22 protein-coding genes are annotated in these 21,948 nt (G+C 46.1%); 4 read left to right on the top strand and 18 right to left on the bottom strand.

What is annotated here, in order from left to right; genetic code table 11:
• Window positions 1–62: 62 nt before the first annotated feature.
• Both NC994_RS05955 and NC994_RS05950 read right to left on the bottom strand, forming a co-directional pair.
• On the bottom strand, window positions 63–722 hold the full coding sequence (locus NC994_RS05955) for an HAD family hydrolase (RefSeq protein WP_190438643.1): 660 nt from the start codon (window positions 720–722) through the stop codon (window positions 63–65).
• 122 nt (window positions 723–844) lie between these two features.
• The gene (locus NC994_RS05950) at window positions 845–2,863 is read right to left on the bottom strand and encodes a hypothetical protein (RefSeq protein ID WP_190438729.1); all 2,019 of its coding nucleotides are present in this window, start codon (window positions 2,861–2,863) and stop codon (window positions 845–847) included.
• A 488-nt stretch (window positions 2,864–3,351) separates the two neighbouring features.
• On the opposite strand from NC994_RS05950, the gene NC994_RS05945 reads away from it, so the two are divergent.
• Window positions 3,352–4,095: a DUF2993 domain-containing protein gene (locus NC994_RS05945; protein WP_190438640.1), complete on the top strand. Its 744-nt coding sequence runs from the start codon at window positions 3,352–3,354 to the stop codon at window positions 4,093–4,095.
• A gap of 579 nt (window positions 4,096–4,674) precedes the next feature.
• The gene (locus NC994_RS05940) at window positions 4,675–5,976 is read left to right on the top strand and encodes a glycosyltransferase (protein ID WP_190438637.1); all 1,302 of its coding nucleotides are present in this window, start codon (window positions 4,675–4,677) and stop codon (window positions 5,974–5,976) included.
• Window positions 5,977–6,149: 173 nt separating this feature from the next.
• Here the strand turns inward: NC994_RS05940 and NC994_RS05935 are convergent, their stop codons facing one another.
• Window positions 6,150–6,344 carry a hypothetical protein gene (locus tag NC994_RS05935; RefSeq protein ID WP_190438634.1) on the bottom strand — a complete coding sequence of 65 codons (195 nt, stop codon included), beginning with the start codon at window positions 6,342–6,344 and terminating at the stop codon, window positions 6,150–6,152.
• Between the two features lie 564 nt (window positions 6,345–6,908).
• Between NC994_RS05935 and NC994_RS05930 the strand changes: the two genes are divergently transcribed.
• The gene (locus tag NC994_RS05930) at window positions 6,909–7,253 is read left to right on the top strand and encodes a helix-turn-helix transcriptional regulator (protein WP_190438630.1); all 345 of its coding nucleotides are present in this window, start codon (window positions 6,909–6,911) and stop codon (window positions 7,251–7,253) included.
• A gap of 505 nt (window positions 7,254–7,758) precedes the next feature.
• Here NC994_RS05930 and NC994_RS05925 read toward each other — a convergent pair.
• The 4 genes from NC994_RS05925 to NC994_RS05910 all read right to left on the bottom strand — a co-directional run bounded on the left by NC994_RS05925 (window position 7,759) and on the right by NC994_RS05910 (window position 11,362).
• Window positions 7,759–8,025: a hypothetical protein gene (locus NC994_RS05925; RefSeq protein ID WP_190438627.1), complete on the bottom strand. Its 267-nt coding sequence runs from the start codon at window positions 8,023–8,025 to the stop codon at window positions 7,759–7,761.
• 392 nt (window positions 8,026–8,417) lie between these two features.
• Window positions 8,418–8,822: an endonuclease domain-containing protein gene (locus NC994_RS05920; RefSeq protein WP_190438624.1), complete on the bottom strand. Its 405-nt coding sequence runs from the start codon at window positions 8,820–8,822 to the stop codon at window positions 8,418–8,420.
• Between the two features lie 297 nt (window positions 8,823–9,119).
• Window positions 9,120–9,326 carry a hypothetical protein gene (locus tag NC994_RS05915; RefSeq protein ID WP_190413078.1) on the bottom strand — a complete coding sequence of 69 codons (207 nt, stop codon included), beginning with the start codon at window positions 9,324–9,326 and terminating at the stop codon, window positions 9,120–9,122.
• 224 nt (window positions 9,327–9,550) lie between these two features.
• Window positions 9,551–11,362, bottom strand: a complete 1,812-nt coding sequence (locus NC994_RS05910) for an ATP-binding protein (RefSeq protein WP_347276602.1) — start codon at window positions 11,360–11,362, stop codon at window positions 9,551–9,553.
• 767 nt (window positions 11,363–12,129) lie between these two features.
• On the opposite strand from NC994_RS05910, the gene NC994_RS05905 reads away from it, so the two are divergent.
• Window positions 12,130–13,131 (top strand): hypothetical protein, encoded by a 1,002-nt coding sequence (locus tag NC994_RS05905; protein WP_190438621.1) that lies wholly within the window; start codon window positions 12,130–12,132, stop codon window positions 13,129–13,131.
• Here NC994_RS05905 and NC994_RS05900 read toward each other — a convergent pair.
• The 11 genes from NC994_RS05900 to NC994_RS05850 form a co-directional block, all read right to left on the bottom strand.
• A complete protein-coding gene (locus tag NC994_RS05900; protein WP_190438618.1) occupies window positions 13,128–13,271 on the bottom strand; it encodes a hypothetical protein in 144 nt (47 codons plus the stop codon). The genes NC994_RS05905 and NC994_RS05900 overlap by 4 nt on opposite strands.
• Window positions 13,272–13,333: 62 nt before the next feature.
• Window positions 13,334–14,209: a manganese catalase family protein gene (locus tag NC994_RS05895; RefSeq protein WP_190413075.1), complete on the bottom strand. Its 876-nt coding sequence runs from the start codon at window positions 14,207–14,209 to the stop codon at window positions 13,334–13,336.
• A gap of 342 nt (window positions 14,210–14,551) precedes the next feature.
• Entirely contained in the window at window positions 14,552–14,893 is a 342-nt protein-coding gene (locus NC994_RS05890; RefSeq protein WP_190413074.1) for a cupin domain-containing protein, read from the bottom strand.
• A 40-nt stretch (window positions 14,894–14,933) separates the two neighbouring features.
• Window positions 14,934–16,091, bottom strand: coding sequence for an L-dopachrome tautomerase-related protein (locus NC994_RS05885; RefSeq protein ID WP_347276603.1), 1,158 nt, complete (start codon window positions 16,089–16,091; stop codon window positions 14,934–14,936).
• A 239-nt stretch (window positions 16,092–16,330) separates the two neighbouring features.
• Complete coding sequence (locus NC994_RS05880; protein ID WP_190413073.1) at window positions 16,331–16,513, bottom strand: hypothetical protein; 183 nt, start codon at window positions 16,511–16,513, stop codon at window positions 16,331–16,333.
• Window positions 16,514–16,522: 9 nt separating this feature from the next.
• A complete protein-coding gene (locus tag NC994_RS05875) occupies window positions 16,523–17,692 on the bottom strand; it encodes a zinc-dependent alcohol dehydrogenase (protein WP_190413072.1) in 1,170 nt (389 codons plus the stop codon).
• A 247-nt stretch (window positions 17,693–17,939) separates the two neighbouring features.
• A complete protein-coding gene (locus NC994_RS05870; RefSeq protein WP_190413071.1) occupies window positions 17,940–18,380 on the bottom strand; it encodes a hypothetical protein in 441 nt (146 codons plus the stop codon).
• A gap of 65 nt (window positions 18,381–18,445) precedes the next feature.
• A complete protein-coding gene (locus tag NC994_RS05865; protein ID WP_190438615.1) occupies window positions 18,446–19,615 on the bottom strand; it encodes a zinc-dependent alcohol dehydrogenase in 1,170 nt (389 codons plus the stop codon).
• Between the two features lie 129 nt (window positions 19,616–19,744).
• Window positions 19,745–20,149 (bottom strand): hypothetical protein, encoded by a 405-nt coding sequence (locus NC994_RS05860; protein ID WP_190438613.1) that lies wholly within the window; start codon window positions 20,147–20,149, stop codon window positions 19,745–19,747.
• 89 nt (window positions 20,150–20,238) lie between these two features.
• Window positions 20,239–20,943, bottom strand: a complete 705-nt coding sequence (locus NC994_RS05855) for an SRPBCC family protein (protein ID WP_190438610.1) — start codon at window positions 20,941–20,943, stop codon at window positions 20,239–20,241.
• A 60-nt stretch (window positions 20,944–21,003) separates the two neighbouring features.
• The gene (locus tag NC994_RS05850) at window positions 21,004–21,879 is read right to left on the bottom strand and encodes an SDR family oxidoreductase (protein WP_190438608.1); all 876 of its coding nucleotides are present in this window, start codon (window positions 21,877–21,879) and stop codon (window positions 21,004–21,006) included.
• Between the last annotated feature and the right edge of the window lie 69 nt (window positions 21,880–21,948).

The raw sequence follows: 21,948 nt of genomic DNA, 5'->3' as shown, positions 1-21,948 counted from the left end.
GGAATTCGTTACTGCCTTTTCACTAAATGTAGGGAGTTGAAAAAAAACAGACCTTACCGTGTTTAGATCAAGGGAGAATTGTCATAATTGGCTAATAGATCGGCGGGGTGATCGTAGATAGCGATCGCACCCTTGAGTTGATTATCGTCAAAGCCACCAGAACGCACCGCAATTACACCCACACCAGCTTTATTTGCAGATTCAATATCGTAGGGAGTATCGGCAATCATCACTACTTGATTGGGTTCCATTTGCATCTTCTTCAATGCTGCTTCCACGATGTCTGGTGCTGGTTTAGAGGCATCGGCATCGCTAGAAGTTGTCGCTTCATCCAGTAGATCGTCAACTTGTGCGGCTTTCAGCAACGGGGAGAGTTCTTGACTTGATGCAGAGGTAGCGATAATCAGCTTTAATCCAGCCTCCTGCATTTTCAAGATCAGGTCTCTTGCGCCGTCTGTAGGAGACAGTGTTGGTGCAAAGCGGTTGACCATTAGTTCTCGACGCTTCTGAGAAACGGCTTTCCCATCTCCGTCTTCGTCATTTAATTCTGGCACCATTGCTGGGATGACGTGATCGCCACCCATTCCAATCAGCGGTCGAACTTTCTCGAAGGGTACGTCATAACCATACGTTGCAAATCCCTCAACCCAAGCTTGAGCATGGGCATCATTGCTCAGAACCAGCGTACCATCGATATCTAAAATTACGCCTTGCACTGTCATGGTTGTATTACCTTTGGATTTTGGTTGTATTTGTCCCCCTTTTTAAAGCGGGATTTTCTCTGCTTTGATTCTCGTTTCGCTCCTTTCAGCCCCTGAATCGGGACGAAGAAAAAACGCGATCGCTAATTTGAGGCTACCGCTGGCAGCACTTCCGGGTCATCATCCAACGAGAGGAGGAATTGAATGATATCGGTCTGATCTTGGGAAGTGAAACCTGCCTCGGTGTCTACCCAATAAGCGTGTCCGCTGCCGTCTACATTCGACTGTTGTAAGTCAGAATTCGCTCGGTTAGCGGCTACCGTTGTTTCGCGCAGGTTGCGATCCAGCAGCACTCGCAAACTTGCGCTGGGATCGGGCTGGATATTGTTAAGCAACGTACCTGCCATGCCTAGTTGATTGGGATCGGCAACCCTAAAGCCGTCTTTATCTCGCTTCAGTGCTTCGGAACTAGCTGCCACACCGCCATCATGGAGATAAGGTGCAGTTACGGCAAGTCCAATTAAGCTAGGTACCTTGTAACCACCGGCTGGGTTGCTGATGGCAAAGGCTAATTCTAGCGATCGCTGTGGCGTAATATCGGTCGGTACTGATAGCACCGGCGGATCGGGCGGCAAGGGCACTGGGACGTTACTGGGATAGGTTTGGGGTGCTATCAAGATGCGGGCAAAGGGTGCCTGCGCCGGACCCCGTGAGGGCTGAGTTCCAATCTCATCGGCTGCGATTACTTCATGGTTGGTGAAGTAGCGTCCGCTATGACACTCAACGCAACCAGCTTTTGAGAAGATTGCTGCACCCCGCTTCAGGGTGTCTGTGCTAGCAGTTTGAACGGGTGGCGGTGCCAAGCTATTCTGAAAAGCTGACATTCCGTTAAGTTGTTCGCCGACCGGGAATCCGGGCGAGTTTGCCATCAACCCATCCAAAATAAAAGGCGAACCTTTCGGGTATCCAGGCATCTTAATTACCTGGTTCATTCCCGGTTCCCCTGGTGTGGGATCGATTTTTTCAAAGAATTCTGATGGTTTTGCACCTTCTGGCAACCGGAAAGCTTGAGTGGCTGAATTTTGAAAAAGAATTCCCAAATAGGTCTCTTTGTCAATATTTAGTAACGCTTGGCTGGAATCAGCCCCGGTTGTGGCGTCGGAATTGGTGCCGTGAACGTTGCTGTTGAGGGTAGTCAGTCCGTGAAACCAGCCAATGGCAGCGTTTCCACTCCAGCCGTAGGGCCAAGCTTTGTGGGTATAGGAGGAAGGATTTTGGGAGGGATTGTTGACCATGTTGCCGGTAGAATCAAAGTTCCCCGGAGGCCAACTGAGCAAATCGGCATCGACGGCATCTTCTACGGCTTTGGCATCTGGGAGACGGGCGATTTCCCCATCAGCGTTGATGTAAGTGCGATCGCCTAAGGGAAGTTTAGTGGGATTCACACCCGTCTGGCGAAACATGGCGGCGGAGTTGGTAGCCATTGCCAAGACTAAGCCGGGATCGACATCGTTGTTCGGCGCACCTTCGATAACGCGCCCACTTCTGCTATCGATTGCTGCATGACACAAGGCGCAGGTGATGCCGACTCGAACCTTACCCTTCTCAATGCTGGTACGCATTCCCAAGGGCAGAATTGAACCAGCAGGCACGTCCATTCCGGTGTTCAGCAAGGTTCCGGCGGTAAAAGTTCTCCTGCCGATGGTGACATCTTTATCGATGGGAATCTGGAGGTTGGTGGTATGTTTTCCTCCTAGTCGCGCGATCGCTTTCGTCATCGTCACCAGGTTGATTGGGCCATTCAGCGCCCCGACAACATCGGTCTGAAACACCTGATCTTTAAAAGTTTCTGAGTAAAAAGCTTTACGTCCCAGCTTAATTAAGTCTTCTGTAACCGCAACTGCCCCATTCTCCGGTGAAAGTTGCTTGCGCCCTTCCTCCGTTTGCAACAGGCTTTCTGCTTCGTCTTTGGCGATCGCGTATCCCAACACATCATAGGAACCGATCTCCTGCGGTGCAGGCTTCGTGAAGGGTGTCAAGGTGTTGTAGCGGCTAGGTGTTGCGGGAATCGCTAGCTCAATTTGAAAAGCCAAAACGCTGATGACAACGAGAACTAAAGCTAGCAGGAAAAATGGGCGCGGTACCTTCGGCAACACCTTCATCGAACGCACGATGCCTCGCAAAGCTATCAATTACCTCCGCTACTTTAAAGCGACAAACGCTGTCTCTCGTCTGTCTGGAGGCTGAACCGCCTGAGTGTATATTTTTACACTCAAAAAAGCGGAGGTTTCTTAGCACAATTAGCACAATCGCGATCGCGTGTTGTTGATACAGTACATTCCCAGGATGATTTTGTCAGCAGTGGAAAGCCCCGGCTTGCGGCAGTTCGTGGGCTTTCCACTGCTGCTGTCACAATTTTTGACAGCGGCAGGAAGGTTACAAATAGACCTGATTCCTAAAATTCTACTGCTCCCGCAATCTACGATTAAATTGAATTTCTAAAAAGTCTCAATAACCCAATAATCACCACTTTATCGGCTTATTCGCTATCTAAAACTGTAGTCCTAGCATTGCTTCTGCCATCAGGTAGATACACTCTTTTAAGCAAATTGCCTAGATTGAGCAGTGATAGGGCAGTAGGAGAAGTAGCGTGACCCAAGATAAAGCTGGATTGGGAGAACAAACGCTTAACAAGCTAGCAGAAATGGCGCTGGCAAGCCAACTGGGAATAGTAGAAGAATTAAAAGTTCATATCAAGACGGATCTAAGCAAACTTGCCCGTGGGGAAGTTGATTTTATCGCTATTAATATCAATGGTCTAGTTATACAAAAGTTTTTGCCATCGGAAGAATTACAAATAGAAATTAATCGGATTAGTGTCAAGCCTCGTCTTGCCCTAATCGGCAAAATCAAATTAACCCAGCCTTCTGAAGGAACACTTCGCGTTGTTATCAGTGAAGAGAATCTTACCCATGCCTTCAATTCTGAATCTTTTCAGAAACATCTGCACCAAAGCAAAATTTTTATTGAGAATAAAAAACTATCAATTCATATCCAAAAAGTAAACTTTTCTCTACTATCAGACGGCAATATAGCTTTGAAGTCCGAGCTAATTCTGGATAAAACTGGACAAGTTCAGCAACTTGCCTTCACAGCTACACCTCGTATCGGGGCTAATGGGCAAGAAATTGTCCTCCAAGATGTGAATTATTTAGAGGGGAAGGAACTCCCACCACAACTAACAGATGTTTTGGTCGCACAAGTGAGCGAAGTTTTAAGCCTGCGTGACTTTGACAAAAAAGGGATGTCACGGCAATTTCAGCAGATTGATGTAGTGGCAGGTAAGTTAACTTTGCAAGCCGCCATTCATATTGAGCAGATTCCTTCCTCTTAAGCCGACATTACACAAGTTTGAGTAAATTTTTGTTTACAAATAATTTTAGTGTTTAAAGTTACAATTTAACTTAACAGGACTACCATTCTTTAGCTAGAAGTAGAAGTGAATTAGTAGCAGGTACTTTAGTTACTAACAGGCTAACAAGGGATTATTTCTCTGATTTTTTTAATACCCGAAGCCAATAGGTCTATTTTATCCGGTTCTGCGCTCCTGTTATTGATTTTGGTTTAGAAGCTCCCAGTCTTATGATTTTAATCTCCTAAGTAGCATCATCAGTTAACCGACTGGTTGCTCTTGAGGCTTACTTATGTTGATTACTTTTTGTATTTTTCCCTGACTGGATAACGCTGACCTAAAACCAAAACCCTCAGTAGAGATACCAGGAAGTTGTCTTTGCTTACAAGGCTTAAAAGAAGTGCGTTCATACCGTGGGTTTCCTAAAAAAAGGCAGGATTGCTTGCTAATAAGTAAGATTACCTCCGCTTTATGAGGATAGGGTCTGAGCCTTATGCGTGGCGTGCTTGCAGGAGCTTTAAATAGACCGCTTCATTATTAAAACTCTATCTAAGCCGACCCATGACTCACTTTGGTGTAATTTGCCCGCCTTTTTCAGGTCATTTGAACCCCTTGGCAGCGTTGGGACGAGAATTGCAACAACGCGGTCATCGCGTCACTTTCCTGCAAATACCGGATCTAGAGGCATCTGTACGCTCAGAAGGGCTAAACTTTTATCCGATTGGGCAGGGGATTTATCGACCCGGATTTCTTGCGGAGTCCTTCGCGCAACTCGCTCAATTGAGCCGTCTAGAGTCACTCCGTTATTCAGTCACCTTGTGCCAGCAGGTGAGTGAAATGTTTTGCCAAGATGCCCCCGATGCCATTCAAGCGGCGGGGATTGAAGCACTGCTGGTGGATCAGCTTGAACCAGCGGGTGAAGTTGTAGCTGAATCCCTCAATATCCCTTTTATTACTGTGTGCTGCGCCCAAGCTATCCGCCGACAGGCAGATGTTCCCCCCTTTTTTATGGGTTGGAGCTACCAGAATACCTGGTGGGCGCGTCTTCGCAATCTAGCTGCTTATTACCTATTAGATCGCAATAGCGAGCCGATTCAGAAAGCTCTCAATGAATATCGCGCAGCGTGGAAGTTGCCCCTGAAACAAGGCTTCAGTCTCTCCTGTTCTCGACTTGCCCAAATCAGCCAACAGCCTGCTGCTTTTGATTTTCCCTGCGCCAACCTGCCAGAAAACTTCTATTACACTGGGCCATTCCGTAATGCGTCACCGCGAACAATTCCCTTTCCCTATGAACGGTTGACCGGACAGCCCCTAATTTACGCTTCGCTGGGGACTGTGCAGAGTACCAAGCAGGAAATTTTCTCCTGCATTGCAGAAGCCTGCGTTGGACTGGATGTTCAACTGGTTCTCTCTTATGGAGGTGGGATGAATGTAGAAGCGGTTGAAAGGATGCCCGGTTCGCCGCTGGTTGTAGAGTATGCCCCTCAGATGGAATTGATTTCTAAAGCAAGGTTAACCATCACGCACGGGGGACTGAACACAGTACTCGATTCGCTCAGCCACGGGGTTCCTTTAGTTGCTATCCCCATCACCTATGAACAACCGGGGACTGGAGCGCGAATCCAATGGACGGGTACGGGTGAGGTGGTTCCTTCAGACGGTCTGAGCATTTCTAGGTTGCGAGGCGCGATTCAACGAGTGCTTACGGAGGATTCTTACTCAAATAATGCATTTCGGCTCCAACAGGATATCCGTCAATCAGGCGGCGTGAAGCGAGCTGCTGATGTTGTTGAGCAGGCTGTCGGGTTCAAGCATCCAGCCCTGTCGAAATTAACGTCCAGTGTATCTAGGAGTGTTGCGTGAACTCTATCAAGTGAATTATCAAGTGAATTGTCCGCCGCGACTCTGCTTCGGTGATGGTTGGCTAATCCTCTAATGAAAAAACAGGATAGAACGCTGGCGTTCTATCCTGTTAGCAAAATAAAACTCTATACATCAACTGAAGTGATGATGAGAGTTTTTTGAGGTGATTTTATTTAGGTCGTAACTTCGGCAGCTTTTGCTGCCACGTCGAAAACGATGTTGTAGCTTTCGGTTGAACCCAAGCGTTGGAGGACTCGCTGATGGGCTTCTGCGTCACAGCGGCGGCGAAAACGAGCAACAACCGAGGATTGCAACTTGGGTACGCGACGCATTAGGCACCAAGGGTGAAGCTGGTTAAAGTAGGTCATAAAATTTTCCCGATGATACCTAGGGTTTTTTGATGAATGTGCTTTGAAGGATGGCGATAAGGGTGTGGCGATCGCTATCGTTCTTTTGCGAGTGCAGTCCCCATCTGTGAATGGGAGTGCGCTGAAATGCCAGCTAGTATTGGTGTTTTATCTGTAACCCAGACAGTCCAGATGGGCTATTTATGGAGGAAAGCAGGTGCGATCGCCCCTTTGGTTCAGTGCTGCTTTGATGGCAGCAATTCCCGGTGCTACTCGCAGTGCTTCTGTTGCTTTGGATTTGTTCATAGATATTTGATTGGGTAGATGGGTACAGGCGTGCGAGCCTTGTCGCTAGCACAAACAGCACTCATCCAGCTTTATTTCCGGCAGCTATGAGCTGGAAATATGACTTTGTTGGGGGATTACTGGAAGGTTAAAAATTGAACCCTCTTTATACATTGTAACATAAAATGATTCAAGTTACTAACTTGAAACGAATAGTCGCAAAGTAGGGAATGATAGCTTAGTTTTAGGCAGTAAAGACGATTACTAGCGGTTTTACCTGTAAGAAGGAAGAGAGAGTCGTTGAGACGAAGGTTTACGGATGAAGGGCTGCGGCAGATGGGCAACTTCTTACGAGCCTGTCGGGAAGCGAAAGGCTTGAGTGTCCACAAGTTGAGCGAACAGACGAAGGAGTATGAGGCTCGCTTCTATGAAGGGTTGGGAGAGCCATTGCCTAAGGTTCTTGGGGTGAGCATTGCAGCCATTTCGAGAATCGAGAATGGAAACCTGAATAAACCAGCACCTGATATTTTGTGGATACTCTTAGACGTTCTTAAACCCGAACACCCAACTGAGAATCGTACTCTGACGCTGGAAGATTTGCTGCTGATTGGTACGGAAGCTTGGAACCCAAACATCGGAGACTGAAGCGGTCAGTTGCTCTTCGATACTGGGCTAGTTTTAACCAGAAGGCGAAAGTTAACAAGAGTTTGGACGATTTGCCTAACTCGTTGATAACGTAGCGATCGCACTCAGAAGAAGATTAGGCGATCGCATTGCAGTGGTGAAGGGGAGAATGCGATCGCACTTTGTTAGTATCGTAGACATCTTGGCAACAATTAATTAGAGCAAAAGGTAAGCTTGAGGAAGAGGCGATAAAAAACTGCTTAGGTAACTTGGTTAAGCCAGTAAATTATGATGTTTTAGCTTAGTAAAAAATGTTAAATCTTTAACTAAAAATTACCCCAATACTTGAAAATAATTTCTCGCAAGTATCCATTGTTAGAGTATGTTTGAAAAAATATCTATCCTAGTCCCCTTAAAAAGGGGTAAAACATTTAAAATACCCCCTAAAAAGGGGATTTAGAGGATATTTAACCTGATAACGCTAAAAAAGCACTTTTCAAACATCCTCCTACCTTAATACACTACTTTAAAATGTATCTATTTTGATGTATCTATTTTGACTTAACCATTCTCTGGCTGCTTGAGCGCTTGGAAATTCTTTTATTACTTGCTTATTATTATCTAAAACTTCAAATATTGTATTGTTAGAAGGAGAGCTTTGAAGAACTACAGACTTTAGAGCTTCCCATGAATCTTTAGGATACCCGTCAATCTCAATGCTTACATTGGTTCTTTCACGTTCTTGCCTCAAATAAGTTTCGCTTAGGGGGTGATTTTTATTACTACCTTGCATTAAATATTCTCCAAAAAACAATATAGCTGTAATAGTTTAATTATAGCAATCCTATTTGATTCGTTCAAAAACGAACCACTCCAGACGTCCCAGGGCAAGCCAGAAAGAAAAAAGAGAATTTTACAACTTAGACACGAATTGCTATATTACACATTGATTGAGACTTTCACTTTCGTTCATTACTTCGGGCAATTGGCAATGAATAGAACTTGAAAACTACAATCTAGAGAATCTGGTATAGGTTAGCTGTTTCAAGCAATTGCATTCTCTTCAAATAGGCTAATCCCAGATGCAATCGCTATTTTGAGAGATTCCCTTGGCGCTTGCTTATAAGTCAACATTAATAAGTATGATTACTAAAATATTGCTCGATCTCTCAACTCCTTAGACTCTTAAGCCCTCCTTATTAAGGGGGTTGGGGGGATCAACCCCTCTATCTGCCCACAGACACCTTCCAAATTACTCAGCACTTCACTATTATTAAATCTCATCACTTTCAGCCCATAGCCTTCTAATACTTGTGTTCTTTCCATGTCATAATTTTGCCCTTCCTCTGTAAAATGACTATTTCCATCAACTTCTATAACTAACTTCAACTCAGCACAGTAAAAATCAACAATAAAGTTACCAATTGGTCTCTGCCTCAAAACCCGAAACTTAAAAGTTTTCAAGTAGCCGTACCAAAGTTTTTTCTCGGCTTGCGTCATGTTTTGGCGGAGTTCTTTTGCTCGTGGTACAAGTTGTGGATTGTAGGGTAGATGAAAATCTGTTTTATTGAGGTTTTGCTCGCTAGCCATATAGATTTGATCCCCCCTGCCCTCCTTAAAAAGGGGGGTTAATAATAATTAACTTTAGGTATAGCGTTTTTTACAGGAGTGAGGTACGCAAAAATTCACTATTATCAAGCTTTCCAGTTTTGAGAATGTACCTCACATAACCGAGAACCGCTATAAATCTGTTAACTGATTATTGTAGGCGATCGCATCCTTCCCAAAAATCCAAATCTGCCAAAATTACCTGTACGGAGATCGCTTCCTTACCGATGCAATAAAAAAGGGCGCGATCGCACCCACGAAGACAATTATTAAAAAACTTTAGAATCTTGAGCCGCAGATAGATTCCACAACCGCTACAGGCTCATTTCGATGTTGCTCTCGGCAAATTAAATTCTTAGCCAAACGTTGCTCAGCATAGGCTCGGTGAGTAAACCAGCCGATCGGCGTACCAGCGATCGCGCCGATCAGCAGACCCGTTAGCAGACTATAAACCAGATGCTTTCGAGTAATCCTATTCTCTTTCATTTAAAAGTTTCTCCTAATTGCTGAACCATTTTAAAGAAAGCAAAATTTAGGATAAATTTACGTCCCTCTCCTTGCTTATATCCGAAGTCGCACTCGTGATGATATACCGTCTTTGCGTCTATCTCATACCACTGGAGAGGAAACTAAAAGCTAAGAGGATTCGCTACACTTACGCTCGTTTTTGGTATTTTGGGTATTTAAAACTTTTGCTGCTAGCGATGAAATTAGACATTTCCAGTCCGTCCGACAAGGGAGGCAACGACCGCAATTAACTCAGTAGGGTCAATGGGTTTAGCGACATGAGATTGAAAACCTGCCGAAAGAACTGCTTTTTGGTCGTCTACTCTGACATAAGCCGTCAACGCCACAGATGGAATTTGTCCTTTTTCCGCCTCTAGCGCCCTTACCCGGCGAATTAGACTGTAGCCGTCCTCATTTGGCATTCCAATGTCACTGATGAGTAAATCTGGCTTTGACTGTTGGATAGTTGCGATCGCTTCCTCGGCTGAGGCGGCAGCGATCGCTTCTGCTCCATACTGTTCTAGAATGCTCTTCAGCAACTCACGGGCATCAGCTTCATCATCAACAACAAGGATCTGCAAGCCATCAAGAGGACTTTCCCAAACGGTGGGACGAGGACTTTCTTGAGGATTGAGTGCTGAAGATTGAGAACTGCATAAAGATTCCGCTTCCTCAGCCCTCTTTTTCACCTCAGCACTGGTAATTAGCGGCAACTTCACGATAAATGTTGACCCTTGCCCCGTACCAAGACTCTCAGCACGAACGGTTCCTCCGTGCAGTTCCACCAAGTGGCGGACAATTGCCAATCCCAGCCCTAATCCTGTATAAGACCTGGTGATAGAGTTATCAGCTTGGCGAAAGCGGTCAAACACGTAAGGCAGAAAGTCAGGACTGATGCCCTCACCCGTATCCCTAACTGAAATCTCGGCGTGGGAGCGAGCGCCTTGAAGGTAAACTTCAACTCGTCCGCCTTCAGGCGTGAACTTAATCGCGTTGGTGAGCAGATTCCAGATTATTTGCTGCAAGCGGTCTGGATCTCCTGAAATTAAACCCACAAAAGTATCCACCAACAGATGAACTTGAATGTTCTTTGCATCTGCTGCTGGACGTACCGTATTGATGGCTGACTCAATGACTGGAATCAGTTCCATTGAGCGAACTGTGAGGCGGAGTTGACCTCGAATAATCCGCGAAACATCCAGCAGATCCTCAATCAAACGTGCTTGCGCCTTGGCATTTCGCTCAATCGTTTCGATAGCACGAGCGGTCGTCGCCGCGTCAAATTTTCGGGTACGGAGAAGACTCGTCCACCCCAGCATCGCATTGAGGGGCGATCGCAGTTCGTGAGAAAGAGTCGCCAGGAACTCGTCTTTCATCCGGTTGGCTGATTCAGCCTGGGTGCGTGCCTCCTGTGCGCGGGCAAGTAACCGAGTACGTTCCTCTTCAGCTTGCTTGCGATCCGTGAAGTCGCGCATGATTTTAGCCAACCCTTGCACCTGTCCGCTCTCATCGCGTAAAGACGTGACAATACCACTGCCCCAGAAACGGCTGCCATCCTTACGGACGTGCCAGCGTTCGTTTTCAGCCCGACCTTCCGTCAATGCCTTTCCCAGTTCTTTCTTGTCCTCGCCGCGATCGCGATCTTCAGGTGTAAAAATTATGGAGCCAGATTTGCCCAAAATCTCTGCTTCCTGATAGCCTAAGATGCTTTCTGCTCCTGCTCCCCACTTGATAACACGTCCTTCCAGATCCAGGAAAAAAATTGCATAGTCTTTCATGTTTTCCAGCAACATCAGGAAGCGCTCTTCGTTTAAGCGCAAAGCCTTCTCTGAGTGCTGATATTGATTTTCTCGTTTCTCTAACTCCGCAACTCGTTGGCGGAGTGCTACTAATTCAGCGATGAGTTCACTTTTAGTTTTATCTTCCTCTTTCATGGGGGGAGCATTACCATCGAGTCTCACTCTAGAGAAGGAGCTGGGATCGAGTTGTGGTCGATTTTTCAGAACTCTTTTCACAGTTGCAGCTCATAAGGTTTTTCTTCACCTATCTTTAGGCTGAAATTTAAATTATTTAAGTAGTTGAATTAATTTTTAGGGATAGAGAGTCCCCTTCGAGGCAAAAAACGCTGATATTTGGTAATTTTAAATTTTACAGAAAATGCCAAAACATCCAATCTAGAGATTCAGCTACATTTTTTTAATTAAACTAACGCGATGTGCAACTTTTCCGAATAAGAATTCCACGGAATTCTTTTAGAAAATCCCGCTTTCATCCACGCTTGTACTCGTATCAAGCGCTTATGGGACAACCTAGCAGCCGTAGGTTGGTTCTGTGTGAGAGAAAAAACAAAGCGAGCGTTTGCTGCATTTGGGTTACACGCACCTCAACCCAACCCATAGGGAATTTGTTAGTCAGCCGTTTCACCTCTCTCCCCCAAAAGAGGGATTCTTTTTTGGGCTTGCATACCAGCAAGTCTAGACACAGCAGCTTGCCCTTAGTAACTTACAGCCTGCTCCTAATTATGAAGATTGTGTCAAGATTACTCTTGACTATTTTAAAGATTGTATAAACTTAATATTAAAAAATCTTCGTCAGTGAAAATTCCTTGTATATTTACTTAGAAAACAAGTAGGGTGCATTGAAGAGGTTCAGTAACAATACGTTTATCGCAACAGCGATACCGTAAAATTTTAACCTCTAATAAAAGAAAAGTTACATGGGATACCAGGGAAAATGCTGAAACTTGTTACTTTTGCGAATAATTTATCTGTGTAACTTAATCATGGCGGCTAAAACACCAAAGGTTTGGTCATTCACCGAGAGGGCAACATTAGAATTTTGGGTAGAAGATCCACGACGGGGTGAACGACTCGAAGACATTCATCTTGATTCTGAGCAATGGTTCCAATGGCTAAATTTACCAAGTTCTAAGTCATTTAAATTTGAGCCAGTCGATCAACGTACATCTGATTTCATCGCTAGCAAAGAAACTAAAACCGATGGAGATTTTTGGTACGCCTACAAGAAAGTAAATGGCGAACTATATCACTGTTACATCGGGCTTAGCAAAGATTTAACGTTGGTGCGACTCAGAGAAATTGGGTTGCAATTGCTACAAACTGCGAAAAATGATAGTCCTTCCAGCCAGCAAAGTTATATACAAGAAGTCCATTTAAATTTGCCTGGTGAATCTCAGGAAGTACACCAGATGAAACAGGAAATTCAGCGGTTACAGGATGAACTAGCAAACTCTCGCCTAGAGCTTGAGAAGAATCAAAGTATTTGCACTCAACAAGGCGCTCCTAAAGAAGTTCATTTAACAACCTCGATTGAATCCCCAGAATTGGAGCAGCTGAGACAGGAAAATCAGCGGTTACAGGACGAACTAGCAAATTTTCGGCTAGAGCTTGAAAAGAATCAAAGTATTTGCACTCAACAAAGCGCTCCCAAAGAAGTTCATTTGAAAATCTTGGTTGAATCCAAGGAATTAGAGCAGCTAAAACAGGAAAATCAACGGCTACAGGATGAACTGGCGAACTCTCGCCAAACTTACCTAATAGCTTGTCAAGAACATAAGGAAGCAATTCAACAGCTACGCCATCAAAATCAGCGGCTACAAACCGAGTGCGACCAGATGACTGAAGAGATCGCACAGATTTATGCTAAATATGGCGACCTGAAACTGGAAAAGTTAATCCGGCACCAGGAAAGTGAAAGAGTGAAACCCCAGACGACTTCGCCAGAACAGAGGGTAAGCCTGTCAAATACTGGGTATCGCTATTAGACATGGTGGTGTAAAGAGCGATCGCTTGAGCGAAAAAAAGTAGGAAGCGATCGCTCTCCATCAAGTAGGGTGGCGTAGAGAGCGATCGCGTTACACACCTGCAAAAATACAGGTGTGTTGATACCTTGCTGCAATAGCATCGATTAGGTTTTGGTTGAGAATTAGCCAACACGCAGGCGAACTAATTCTCAACAGTTATTTATTAGGTGTGTCGTGCCTTTTCAAAACCTGGGGTACCGTGCAACTTTGGTTCAGCAGGCGGAGGTGTCGGTTCTGGTCCTAACGGTTGTGGATTCTCTACATACTCAAACTCGCCTTTGCCGTCCATTGATTTGCCTTTCGCCCAACGTCCTTCAGCACTTTCAGTACCGTCAGAGTGATTCCAGAACTGATAGGCATACTCCCGCTTCTCCAATTCCAGTGGGAAGGAACTCGGAACCGGAGTGTCGTCCAGTCCGGAGTCTACGATATCCTCAATCGCTGCCAACCACTGGTTTTGGTGCATGGTGTCGCGGGCGATCATGAAACTCAAGGTATCTTTCACGCCTGGGTCGTCTGACATTTCATACATTCGCACTGCCTGCAAGCGACCTTGCGACTCGGCGTGGAGATTAGAGCGGAAATCTGCTAACAAATTACCGCTGGCGACGATAAAGCGACCGTTCCAAGGGTAGCCAACGCTGTCAGAGGGCGTCGCACCCAAGCCGGAGACAATGGCGTGCTGCGGGTTCATCGCTGCTGCCATAATCTCATTCCGCACGTTAGAACCGCCCATAACCGCGCCGACTAGCCGATCTGCGGCACCTTCCTCTTGGACTTTTAGAGGCGCTTTGTCCAGCAGATGGGCGATCATCGTGGCAAGCATCTCAACGTGACCGATTTCTTCGGTACCAATGTCCAGTAGCATATCGCGGTACTTAGCAGGCCCTCGACAGTTCCATCCCTGAAATAGGTACTGCATCATCACGGTCATCTCGCCAAAAGTGCCGCCGATCAGTTCCTGAATCTTCATGGCGTAGACCGGATCGGGGTTTTGTGGCGGAGTGAAATACTGAAGTTGCTTTTTATGGTAAAACATTCAAAAACTCCGAATTCTTTTTACTATCAGAACAACAGAAAAATGGTGCAAATTGATATTTAGCAAATTGCTAAATATCGAAATTTCAATTGCAAAATTTATGCTCTCTACTCCTATAGGAAACTATTTAAATCAAGGTCTTGCCTCTTCCTGTAGAAGGACAGTTTTAAGTTTATTTTGGTAAATTTCTTCTTGATTTATGTGCCTATTTAATGAGGAATTACCAATTATTTTGTATCAAGTTCATTCTTAAAAGTTTGTGTTAATAAAAAAACCGTCTTCATCAAAAAGACGGTTTTTTTATTAGCAGTATTTAAGTATTTTTGCTTAATTCATGTCGGATTAAGCTTCGTCGCGCCCGTGAACTTGGGCGGGTGGAGAAGTTGCCTCAACTGCCGTGAAAGGCTCCAGAATTTTATAGGTGTGGGATGCACCTTTTGGTACAGTCCAAGAATTACCGGGTTCTAACAAAATACTTTGACCTTCCAGGTGCAATTCAGCGCGACCGTTGATGACATAACCAACCGTCTCATATTCTCGCGCAGTTGGTTCCTTTGGTTCGTTGGGTTGCTCGTTTTCCCAAAGGCGCATCGAGATGGTTTTGCCTGATGCGAGATACTTTTGACCCATTTCCCCTTTGGGGGAATTGGTAGAATCTACTTTCATCACAGTTGTATCTGTCATATTTGCTGCTTCCTTGTTCAGATATGTTGTTTAAATGCTCTTAGCGGAGCAAGATCGGATTCCCATCAATGCGGACTCGGAATAGACTGTAGGGCTTTTCTCTTAAATCTCTGCCGCCATGAAAATTTGGTTGGCGATGCAGTTGATTGGCAGTGAAATAGAGATAGCCGTCTGATGCTACAGAAAGCGTATCGGGCCACAAAACGCGAGGATCGTGAACGAGCGTTTCATACATTCCATCCGGTAGGCGGCGAAGAATGGAATTGTGTTCGTAGTTCGTCAGGTAAACGCGGTTTTCAGCATCTGATTCCAGTCCATCTGAAGCACCACTTTTATCGCCGAGATCCACCACGGTTGCTGCTACTTGCGACTCTGTTAATTGCTCGTTTGCTAAAGCATCAACGCTGACACTGTATAAACGGCGACCTGCCAGAGGGCAGTAAAATAAGCGATCGCCATCAGCACTAATCGCAATCCCGTCTGCACCTACTTTGATATAGCTGGGTGGTTGATTAGGCGATCGCATCATCAACGGTTGTCCTTCGACGCTGGGCAAAAAATTTGGTTCGGCTTTGGTGGAGGGGTGATTGTTCAGCCGTCGCCAGCTTTTGCCAGAAGCCAGGTCTACAACAATAATTGCATTTGGCCCAGAACTAGAAGAATCGGTGATGAATGCCATTCCAGCTTTGCCGCGCCGCAAGTCAAATCTGACATCGTTTAAGTAAGTCGTTGGCAGCGCTACATCCTGGGGAAATAGAATTGTTTTGATAATCCGATTTTGCTTTAGGTCAATCCCAATTAATTTTGGCCCCCCGTAGGAAGTGGGGGCAAATTGCGGACTCCCAGTATCTAAAATCCACAGGCGGTTTTGCGGATCGACGACGACACTTTGAACCGAAATCAACGATTCAGCTTGGTTGCTAGGATTTGGGCGGTTAATTTCGGCATTGGGATAAGCCACCGCCGTCCCGTTTTTTAACTCAGCAACGGTAAATTCTACATTGTCTCCCCAGCGAGGGAAGTTCACAAAAATTCGACCGTCCTGAGACACAGTGACGCCAGTAAGCATTGGCCCATTAAAGGAGGCAACTGATTCAATGTTGCCAATCGTTTTCTCAGCAGGTTTCTCAGCAAGTTTCTGTGTGGGTTCTTGTGCGGATAGCGCCCGACCGGATGATGCAAAGGGAATTGTCACCACAAGGCTTAAAAGAATTGGAAGCGATCGCCAACCCAGTTTTCCCACGTTTCTCTCCAGATACTTCACGGTGTCAGCACTACTGACTGAATGCTTCGTCAACACTCCTGCAACGCCAACGTCCAGCCGTGACGTCCTAGCAGACTGCTGATACCCCCTCTTATATTAGATGGCATTCATGGTTTCAATTCACTGACGAGACGCAACCCATTGACATCTCGACCACAGAACTAACAAAACACCTATTTCTGTCCAAAAGATTGACTTTCAGCAGTAAGAATCTCGCCAGCTTCTAACTCTTGTTGGAAACGCTGGCGATTTTCTTCTGCCTCTTGTTCAAGTTTTTCAACCAAGTGATAAACTTCTGCAAGCAAATTATTAATCTTGACGGTGTTTTCACCCCGATCAGAGCGGTCAAGTTCCATAGTTTGACCTTATGGTTTTAGTACAACTTTGATGCAGTTGTCTTTTTTATTTTTGAAAATTTCGTAACCGTGTTTCGCCTCTTCTAAAGGCAAGCGGTGTGTGATGACGAAAGAGGGATCGATATCGCCATTTTGGATATGTTCCAACAACGGTTTCAAGTATCTATGGACGTGCGTTTGTCCCATCTTGAACGTCAAGCCTTTATTGAAAGCTGCGCCCATTGGAATCTTGTCGAGGAATCCGCCGTAAACACCCGCTAGCGATACATGACCGCCCTTGCTACAAGCGACAATGACTTGCCGCAGGGCGGTGGGGCGATCGGTTTCCATTCGCACGGCTTGCTTGACTTTATCGTAGAAAGCATCCGGCCCGGTACCGTGTGCTTCCATGCCGACGGCATCTAGACAAGAGTCTGGCCCGCGTCCGCCAGTCATCTCTTTGAGTGCTTCGCCGACATCGAGTTCTTCATAGTTGAGAATTTCTGCCCCGCATTGTTCTTTAGCCATTTGTAAGCGTTCGGGAATGCGGTCGATAGCGATAACGCGATGGGCACCTAGCATGAAGGCACTTTTGATTGCGAACTGTCCGACTGGCCCGCAGCCCCAGACAGCTACAATATCACCCGGTTTAATGTTGCAATTTTCCGCTGCCATGTAGCCGGTCGGGAAAATATCCGTTAGGAACAGTACCTGATCGTCTGTCAATCCATCGGGAATTTTGAACAAACCGACATCGGCAAAAGGCACCCGCGCATACTCCGCTTGACCTCCAGCATAGCCGCCGAACAAGTGGGAGTAGCCGAAAAGTCCTGATGGCGAATGACCGTACATCTGTTCAGCCATCCAGCCGTTCGGGTTGGAGTTATCGCACAGCGACCACAAATCGCGGTTGCAGAATAGGCAGTTACCGCAGGCGATAGTGAAAGGGACAACGACGCGATCGCCTATTTTCACATTCTTGACGGCGCTGCCAAGTTCAACCACTTCCCCCATAAATTCATGACCGAGGATATCGCCCGCTTGCATTGTCGGGATGAAACCATCGTAAATATGCAAATCGGAGCCGCAAATCGCTGTTGACGTAATTTTGACGATGGCATCGCGCGGGTTAAGAATTTTTGGATCGGGTACATTATCTACCCGCACATCGTTGTTTCCATGCCAACAAACAGCTTTCATTAAATTTTTCTCCTTAAGTCATTCGTCATTATTTATGGGTTATTTCCGATTCATTATTAGTCATTATCAATTACTAAGAACAATTTACTAATGACTAATAACTACACATACACCCTAGGTAAATCTTTCTCTTTGCGAGTTCTCCTGGTTAAGGAGGTTAGGAGGAGCGAAATGTCAAGCAAATATTATCCGTTGCTCCACTATCCCCCCTCGTTAAGGGGGGACAGTTTGCACGCTGGATTACAGATTATTTTGAGTAAGATGGGCTGCTCAGGTTATTCGCCGCGTCGTTGAAACCTTCCTGCGTCCCTTGAACTGTCTTACCAACTACATCATCAGCTTTATCTTGAATCTGATTGAAAAACTTTTTGGTACTTGGAGGCGTCGGCTCGTCAAGATTCAGCTTTTCCTTGACATTTTCAGCAGCATCTCCAATTTTATCCAATAAACTACTGCCTGTATCTTCAGTCTGGTCTTTTAGCGTTTCAGTCCTAGCATTGATTGAACCATTAGACCCTGGCACTTGGTAAGCGTTGGTTTCTGGTGTCAATGTGGTGTTATTCGCAAGGGCTTGTAGAGGAGTCCCGTAACCGAAAGCTTGCATCACCAAAAATGCAGCACTTACCAGAAACGCAGTAGCAATCTGGCGCAGACGAATACTTTGTAGAAAAGAAATTACTTGATTCATGAAAACACTCCAGTTTATTATTTGATGATTCGTAATCGGTTAATCTTTCTTCCCAATTACTGGCTTCAAGGTTTCAGCACAACTTTGATACACTTATCTTCTTTGTGCTTAAACATTTCGTAGCCATTCTTGGCTTCTGCTAGGGGTAACTGATGGGTGACAACGAAGGATGGATCGAGTTCTCCCTTCAAAACTTTATCCAGCAACATCTGCATATACTTTTGCCCGTGCATTTGCCCCATCCTGAAGGTCAAGCCTTTGTTGAAAGCAGCACCAAAGGGCAGTTTATCCACAAAGCCACCGTAAACACCCATGATTGAGAGCGTGCCGCCTTTACGACAAGCGACCATCATTTGCCGCAGGACGTGGGGACGGTCTGTTTCCAGCCGGACTGCTTGCTTCGCTTTGTCGTAAACTCCTTCAACCCCCATGCCGTGCGCTTCTAATCCCACCGCGTCAATGCAGCAGTCTGGACCCCGTCCGCCAGTCATTTCTTTCAGCGCTTCGCCAGCATCAACTTCTTCGTAGTTAATCGTTTCCGCTTTTGCGTGTTCCCTCGCCATTTGGAGACGTTCGGGAAAACGGTCGATACCGATCACTCTCTCGGCACCTAGCATATAGGCGCTAATCATGGCGAACTGTCCGACAGCGCCGCAACCCCAGACGGCGACAGTATCTCCTGGCTGAATATCGCATAACTCCGCGCCCATAAATCCGGTGGGAATGGCATCGGAGATAAACAATAATTTCTCGTCGGGAATTTCTGCGGGAACCTTGACGACACCCACATCCGCGAAGGGAACGCGGATATATTCGGCTTGCGCGCCTGCATAGCCGCCGAATAAGTGAGAGTAACCGTAAATTGCCGAAGTGACGTTACCGAAGAGCTTTTCTTCCATCCAAGCGTTCGGGTTGGAGTTGTCGCACAGCGACCACATATCATGGTTGCAATAGTGACAGTGACCGCATCCGATAGTGGAAGGAACGACAACGCGATCGCCTGGTTTTAAATTGGTTACTTTGGTACCAACTTCGACGATTTCTCCCATGAATTCGTGACCAATAATGTCACCCGGTTGCATCGTCGGAATGTAGCCGTCATAAATATGCAAATCGGAGCCACAAATTGCCGTCGAAGTAATTTTGAGAATGGCGTCGCGCGGATTGAGAATTTTGGGATCGGGTACGGTTTCGACCCGCACATCGGTGGCACCGTACCAACATACTGCTTTCATTGATGTTGTTTATCCTTTTATTAATTACCCCGCCCTTGTGTATCCGCAGGACGGGGTTTCTCACATCCCTGTCTCAGGTAATGCAGTCAGTCGCTTAACTTCTCAACCCGAATTGAGCGAAAAGCCGAATTATCTAGGTGCCCGATTCTTAGTCTTGGCGACTCCCTGCTCATTTTTGTCTTGAACAATACTTGGGTCGCCCACGTCACCAGGTTGATCGTTATCAAATCTTTGGCGGACAATCACATCGGCAGTTTCGGGAATATTTTCTCCCAGCTTTTTGATGTTCTTCAAGCCAGTATTGCCGATTCCATCTCTGTCGCCAACATGGTCTTCAGCCATGTCAATCGCTTTTTTGATCTGAGCGTTGCTGGTCTTATTAAAATCTAAATTGTCAGCAATCAGGGTTTGAGCTTGTGCTTGGAACGATGTGCTGTAGCTAAAAGTCGGAATTACTAAAAATGCGATCGCTGCTAGAACGACACTAGCCAAACGCAAACAAATTTTTTGCAAACGATTAATTCCTTGATTCATTTCAATCTCCGTTGTTTATTTTTGTTGTGAGAAGAACCTATTATTCAGTTTTCTCTCTTGTTAACTAAGAATCCCACGAAATAAAATTCTTAACTTCTTCCAGAAGGTTGACCTTCGGTTGTCGCAATTTCACCCGCTTCCATAATCATTTTGAAACGGCGCAAATCATCGCCAACTTGTTGTTCTGGTTCTTCGCCAAAAAGTTTAGCGATCGCAGCACCGACAGCACCACCCGGCGGGTTATATTCAATGACGACTTTTACTTCCGTACCCCGATTCGCAGGCGCAGGTGAAAAGCGCACAAACCCTGCATTCTCAACGTCTGCTCCTTCCGTCGAAGCCCAAGCGATTAACTCGTTTTCTTTCTCGTTGATAATATCTGCATCCCATTCCACACTTGCACCCATTGGCGCATTGGCAACCCAGTGCGATCGCCGCTCGTTGACGACCGTTACCGATTTCAGATGCTTCATGAAATTAGGCAAGTTTTCAAAATTATGCCAAAAGCGATAAAGTTCATCTGCTGGTTTATTGATCGTGACGGTCTTTTCAACTTTGATACTTTGGTTCATCCCTGCTTTTTCCTGTATGGTGTCTTGGATACCTTTTTCTGCGGTCGCACCGTGATAAATTAGACCACCACCCGCGATCGCCATTAACGCTCCCCGAAGAGATCGTTGCTTTAAACCCATCAGTACAAGTGCGCCGCCGCCTAGTAACGATCCCCAACGCTCCTTATCGCCGACATTGCTGGGTTCATTCTGACCGCTGGGGACGATATCTTTGGATGTCATGTTCTGTTTTCCTCAAACGGTAATTGATGATTTGCTGAGTAATATTAATTTCTTAGGCGCTTAACTAATCGTTTGGACTTGTTTGTGTTCTAGCCCTTCTCTGGCATGATCTAGACGCAGTTCTCCTTGCGGTTCAGCACGCAACGATTCTGGCGTCTGCTCGCCGATGGCTCCTTTCGCCACTGTGATGCCACCATCTGCCAGCCACAATGCCCCCGTGACGTAACTCGCTTCATCCGAAGCAATAAAGGCATAGACGTTTGCCATTTCCTCTGGCGTGCCGCGTCGAGCCATTGGAGTTGCATTAATCAGCATTTTCTCCATCTGAGCATCCATCGGCCCGGTTTCTTTGTGTGTCCAAGCGGTATCAATGGCACCAGGACAGACACAGTTAGCGCGAACACCGTATTGAGCTTGCTCAACCGCCACACCTTTCATAAAGGAATGCATCCAGCCTTTGGTACCACCGTAGAGGGTGTTTCGCGCCAGTCCGTTAAAACCAGCCTCAGACCCGGCAGAGACAATGTTTCCGCGTGTTTTTTGGAGGTGCGGTAGAGCGTACTTGGTCATCAGGAAGGCGGAACGGATGTTCATCCGGATCGTCTGGTCAAAAACATCAATGGGGTAGTCTTGAGTCTCCGCCGTTACTAAAAAGACACCCGCATTATTCACCAAAATGTCCAGACGCCCGTAATAGTCAATAGCGGCTTGAACACAAGCTTTGGCGTGGGATTCTTCCGAGATATCCCCCGCGTAAGCGATCGCTTCTGCACCATAGTGCTGAATTGCTTGTGCGACTTCATCCAGCGGATCGCTAGGGAGTCCATTAACAACGACTTTGGCACCTTCTTTGGCGAATTTGTGCGCGATCGCTTCGCCGATTCCAGTCCCCGCACCCGTGATAATGGCAACTTTGCCTTCCAGTTTTCTACTCATGCTCATTCCGGACATCTCCTTGAGAAACGTTTTGAGTGTTGAACCGATTAGCAATTAAATAAGGTGAGC

It is taken from the genome of Trichocoleus sp. AS-A1 (assembly GCF_039962015.1).
In the GTDB taxonomy this organism is placed as follows: Bacteria; Cyanobacteriota; Cyanobacteriia; order Cyanobacteriales; family FACHB-T130; genus FACHB-T130.
The sequence above is the reverse complement of the archived record's forward strand: the minus strand, read 5'-3'. Positions and strand labels throughout refer to the sequence as shown.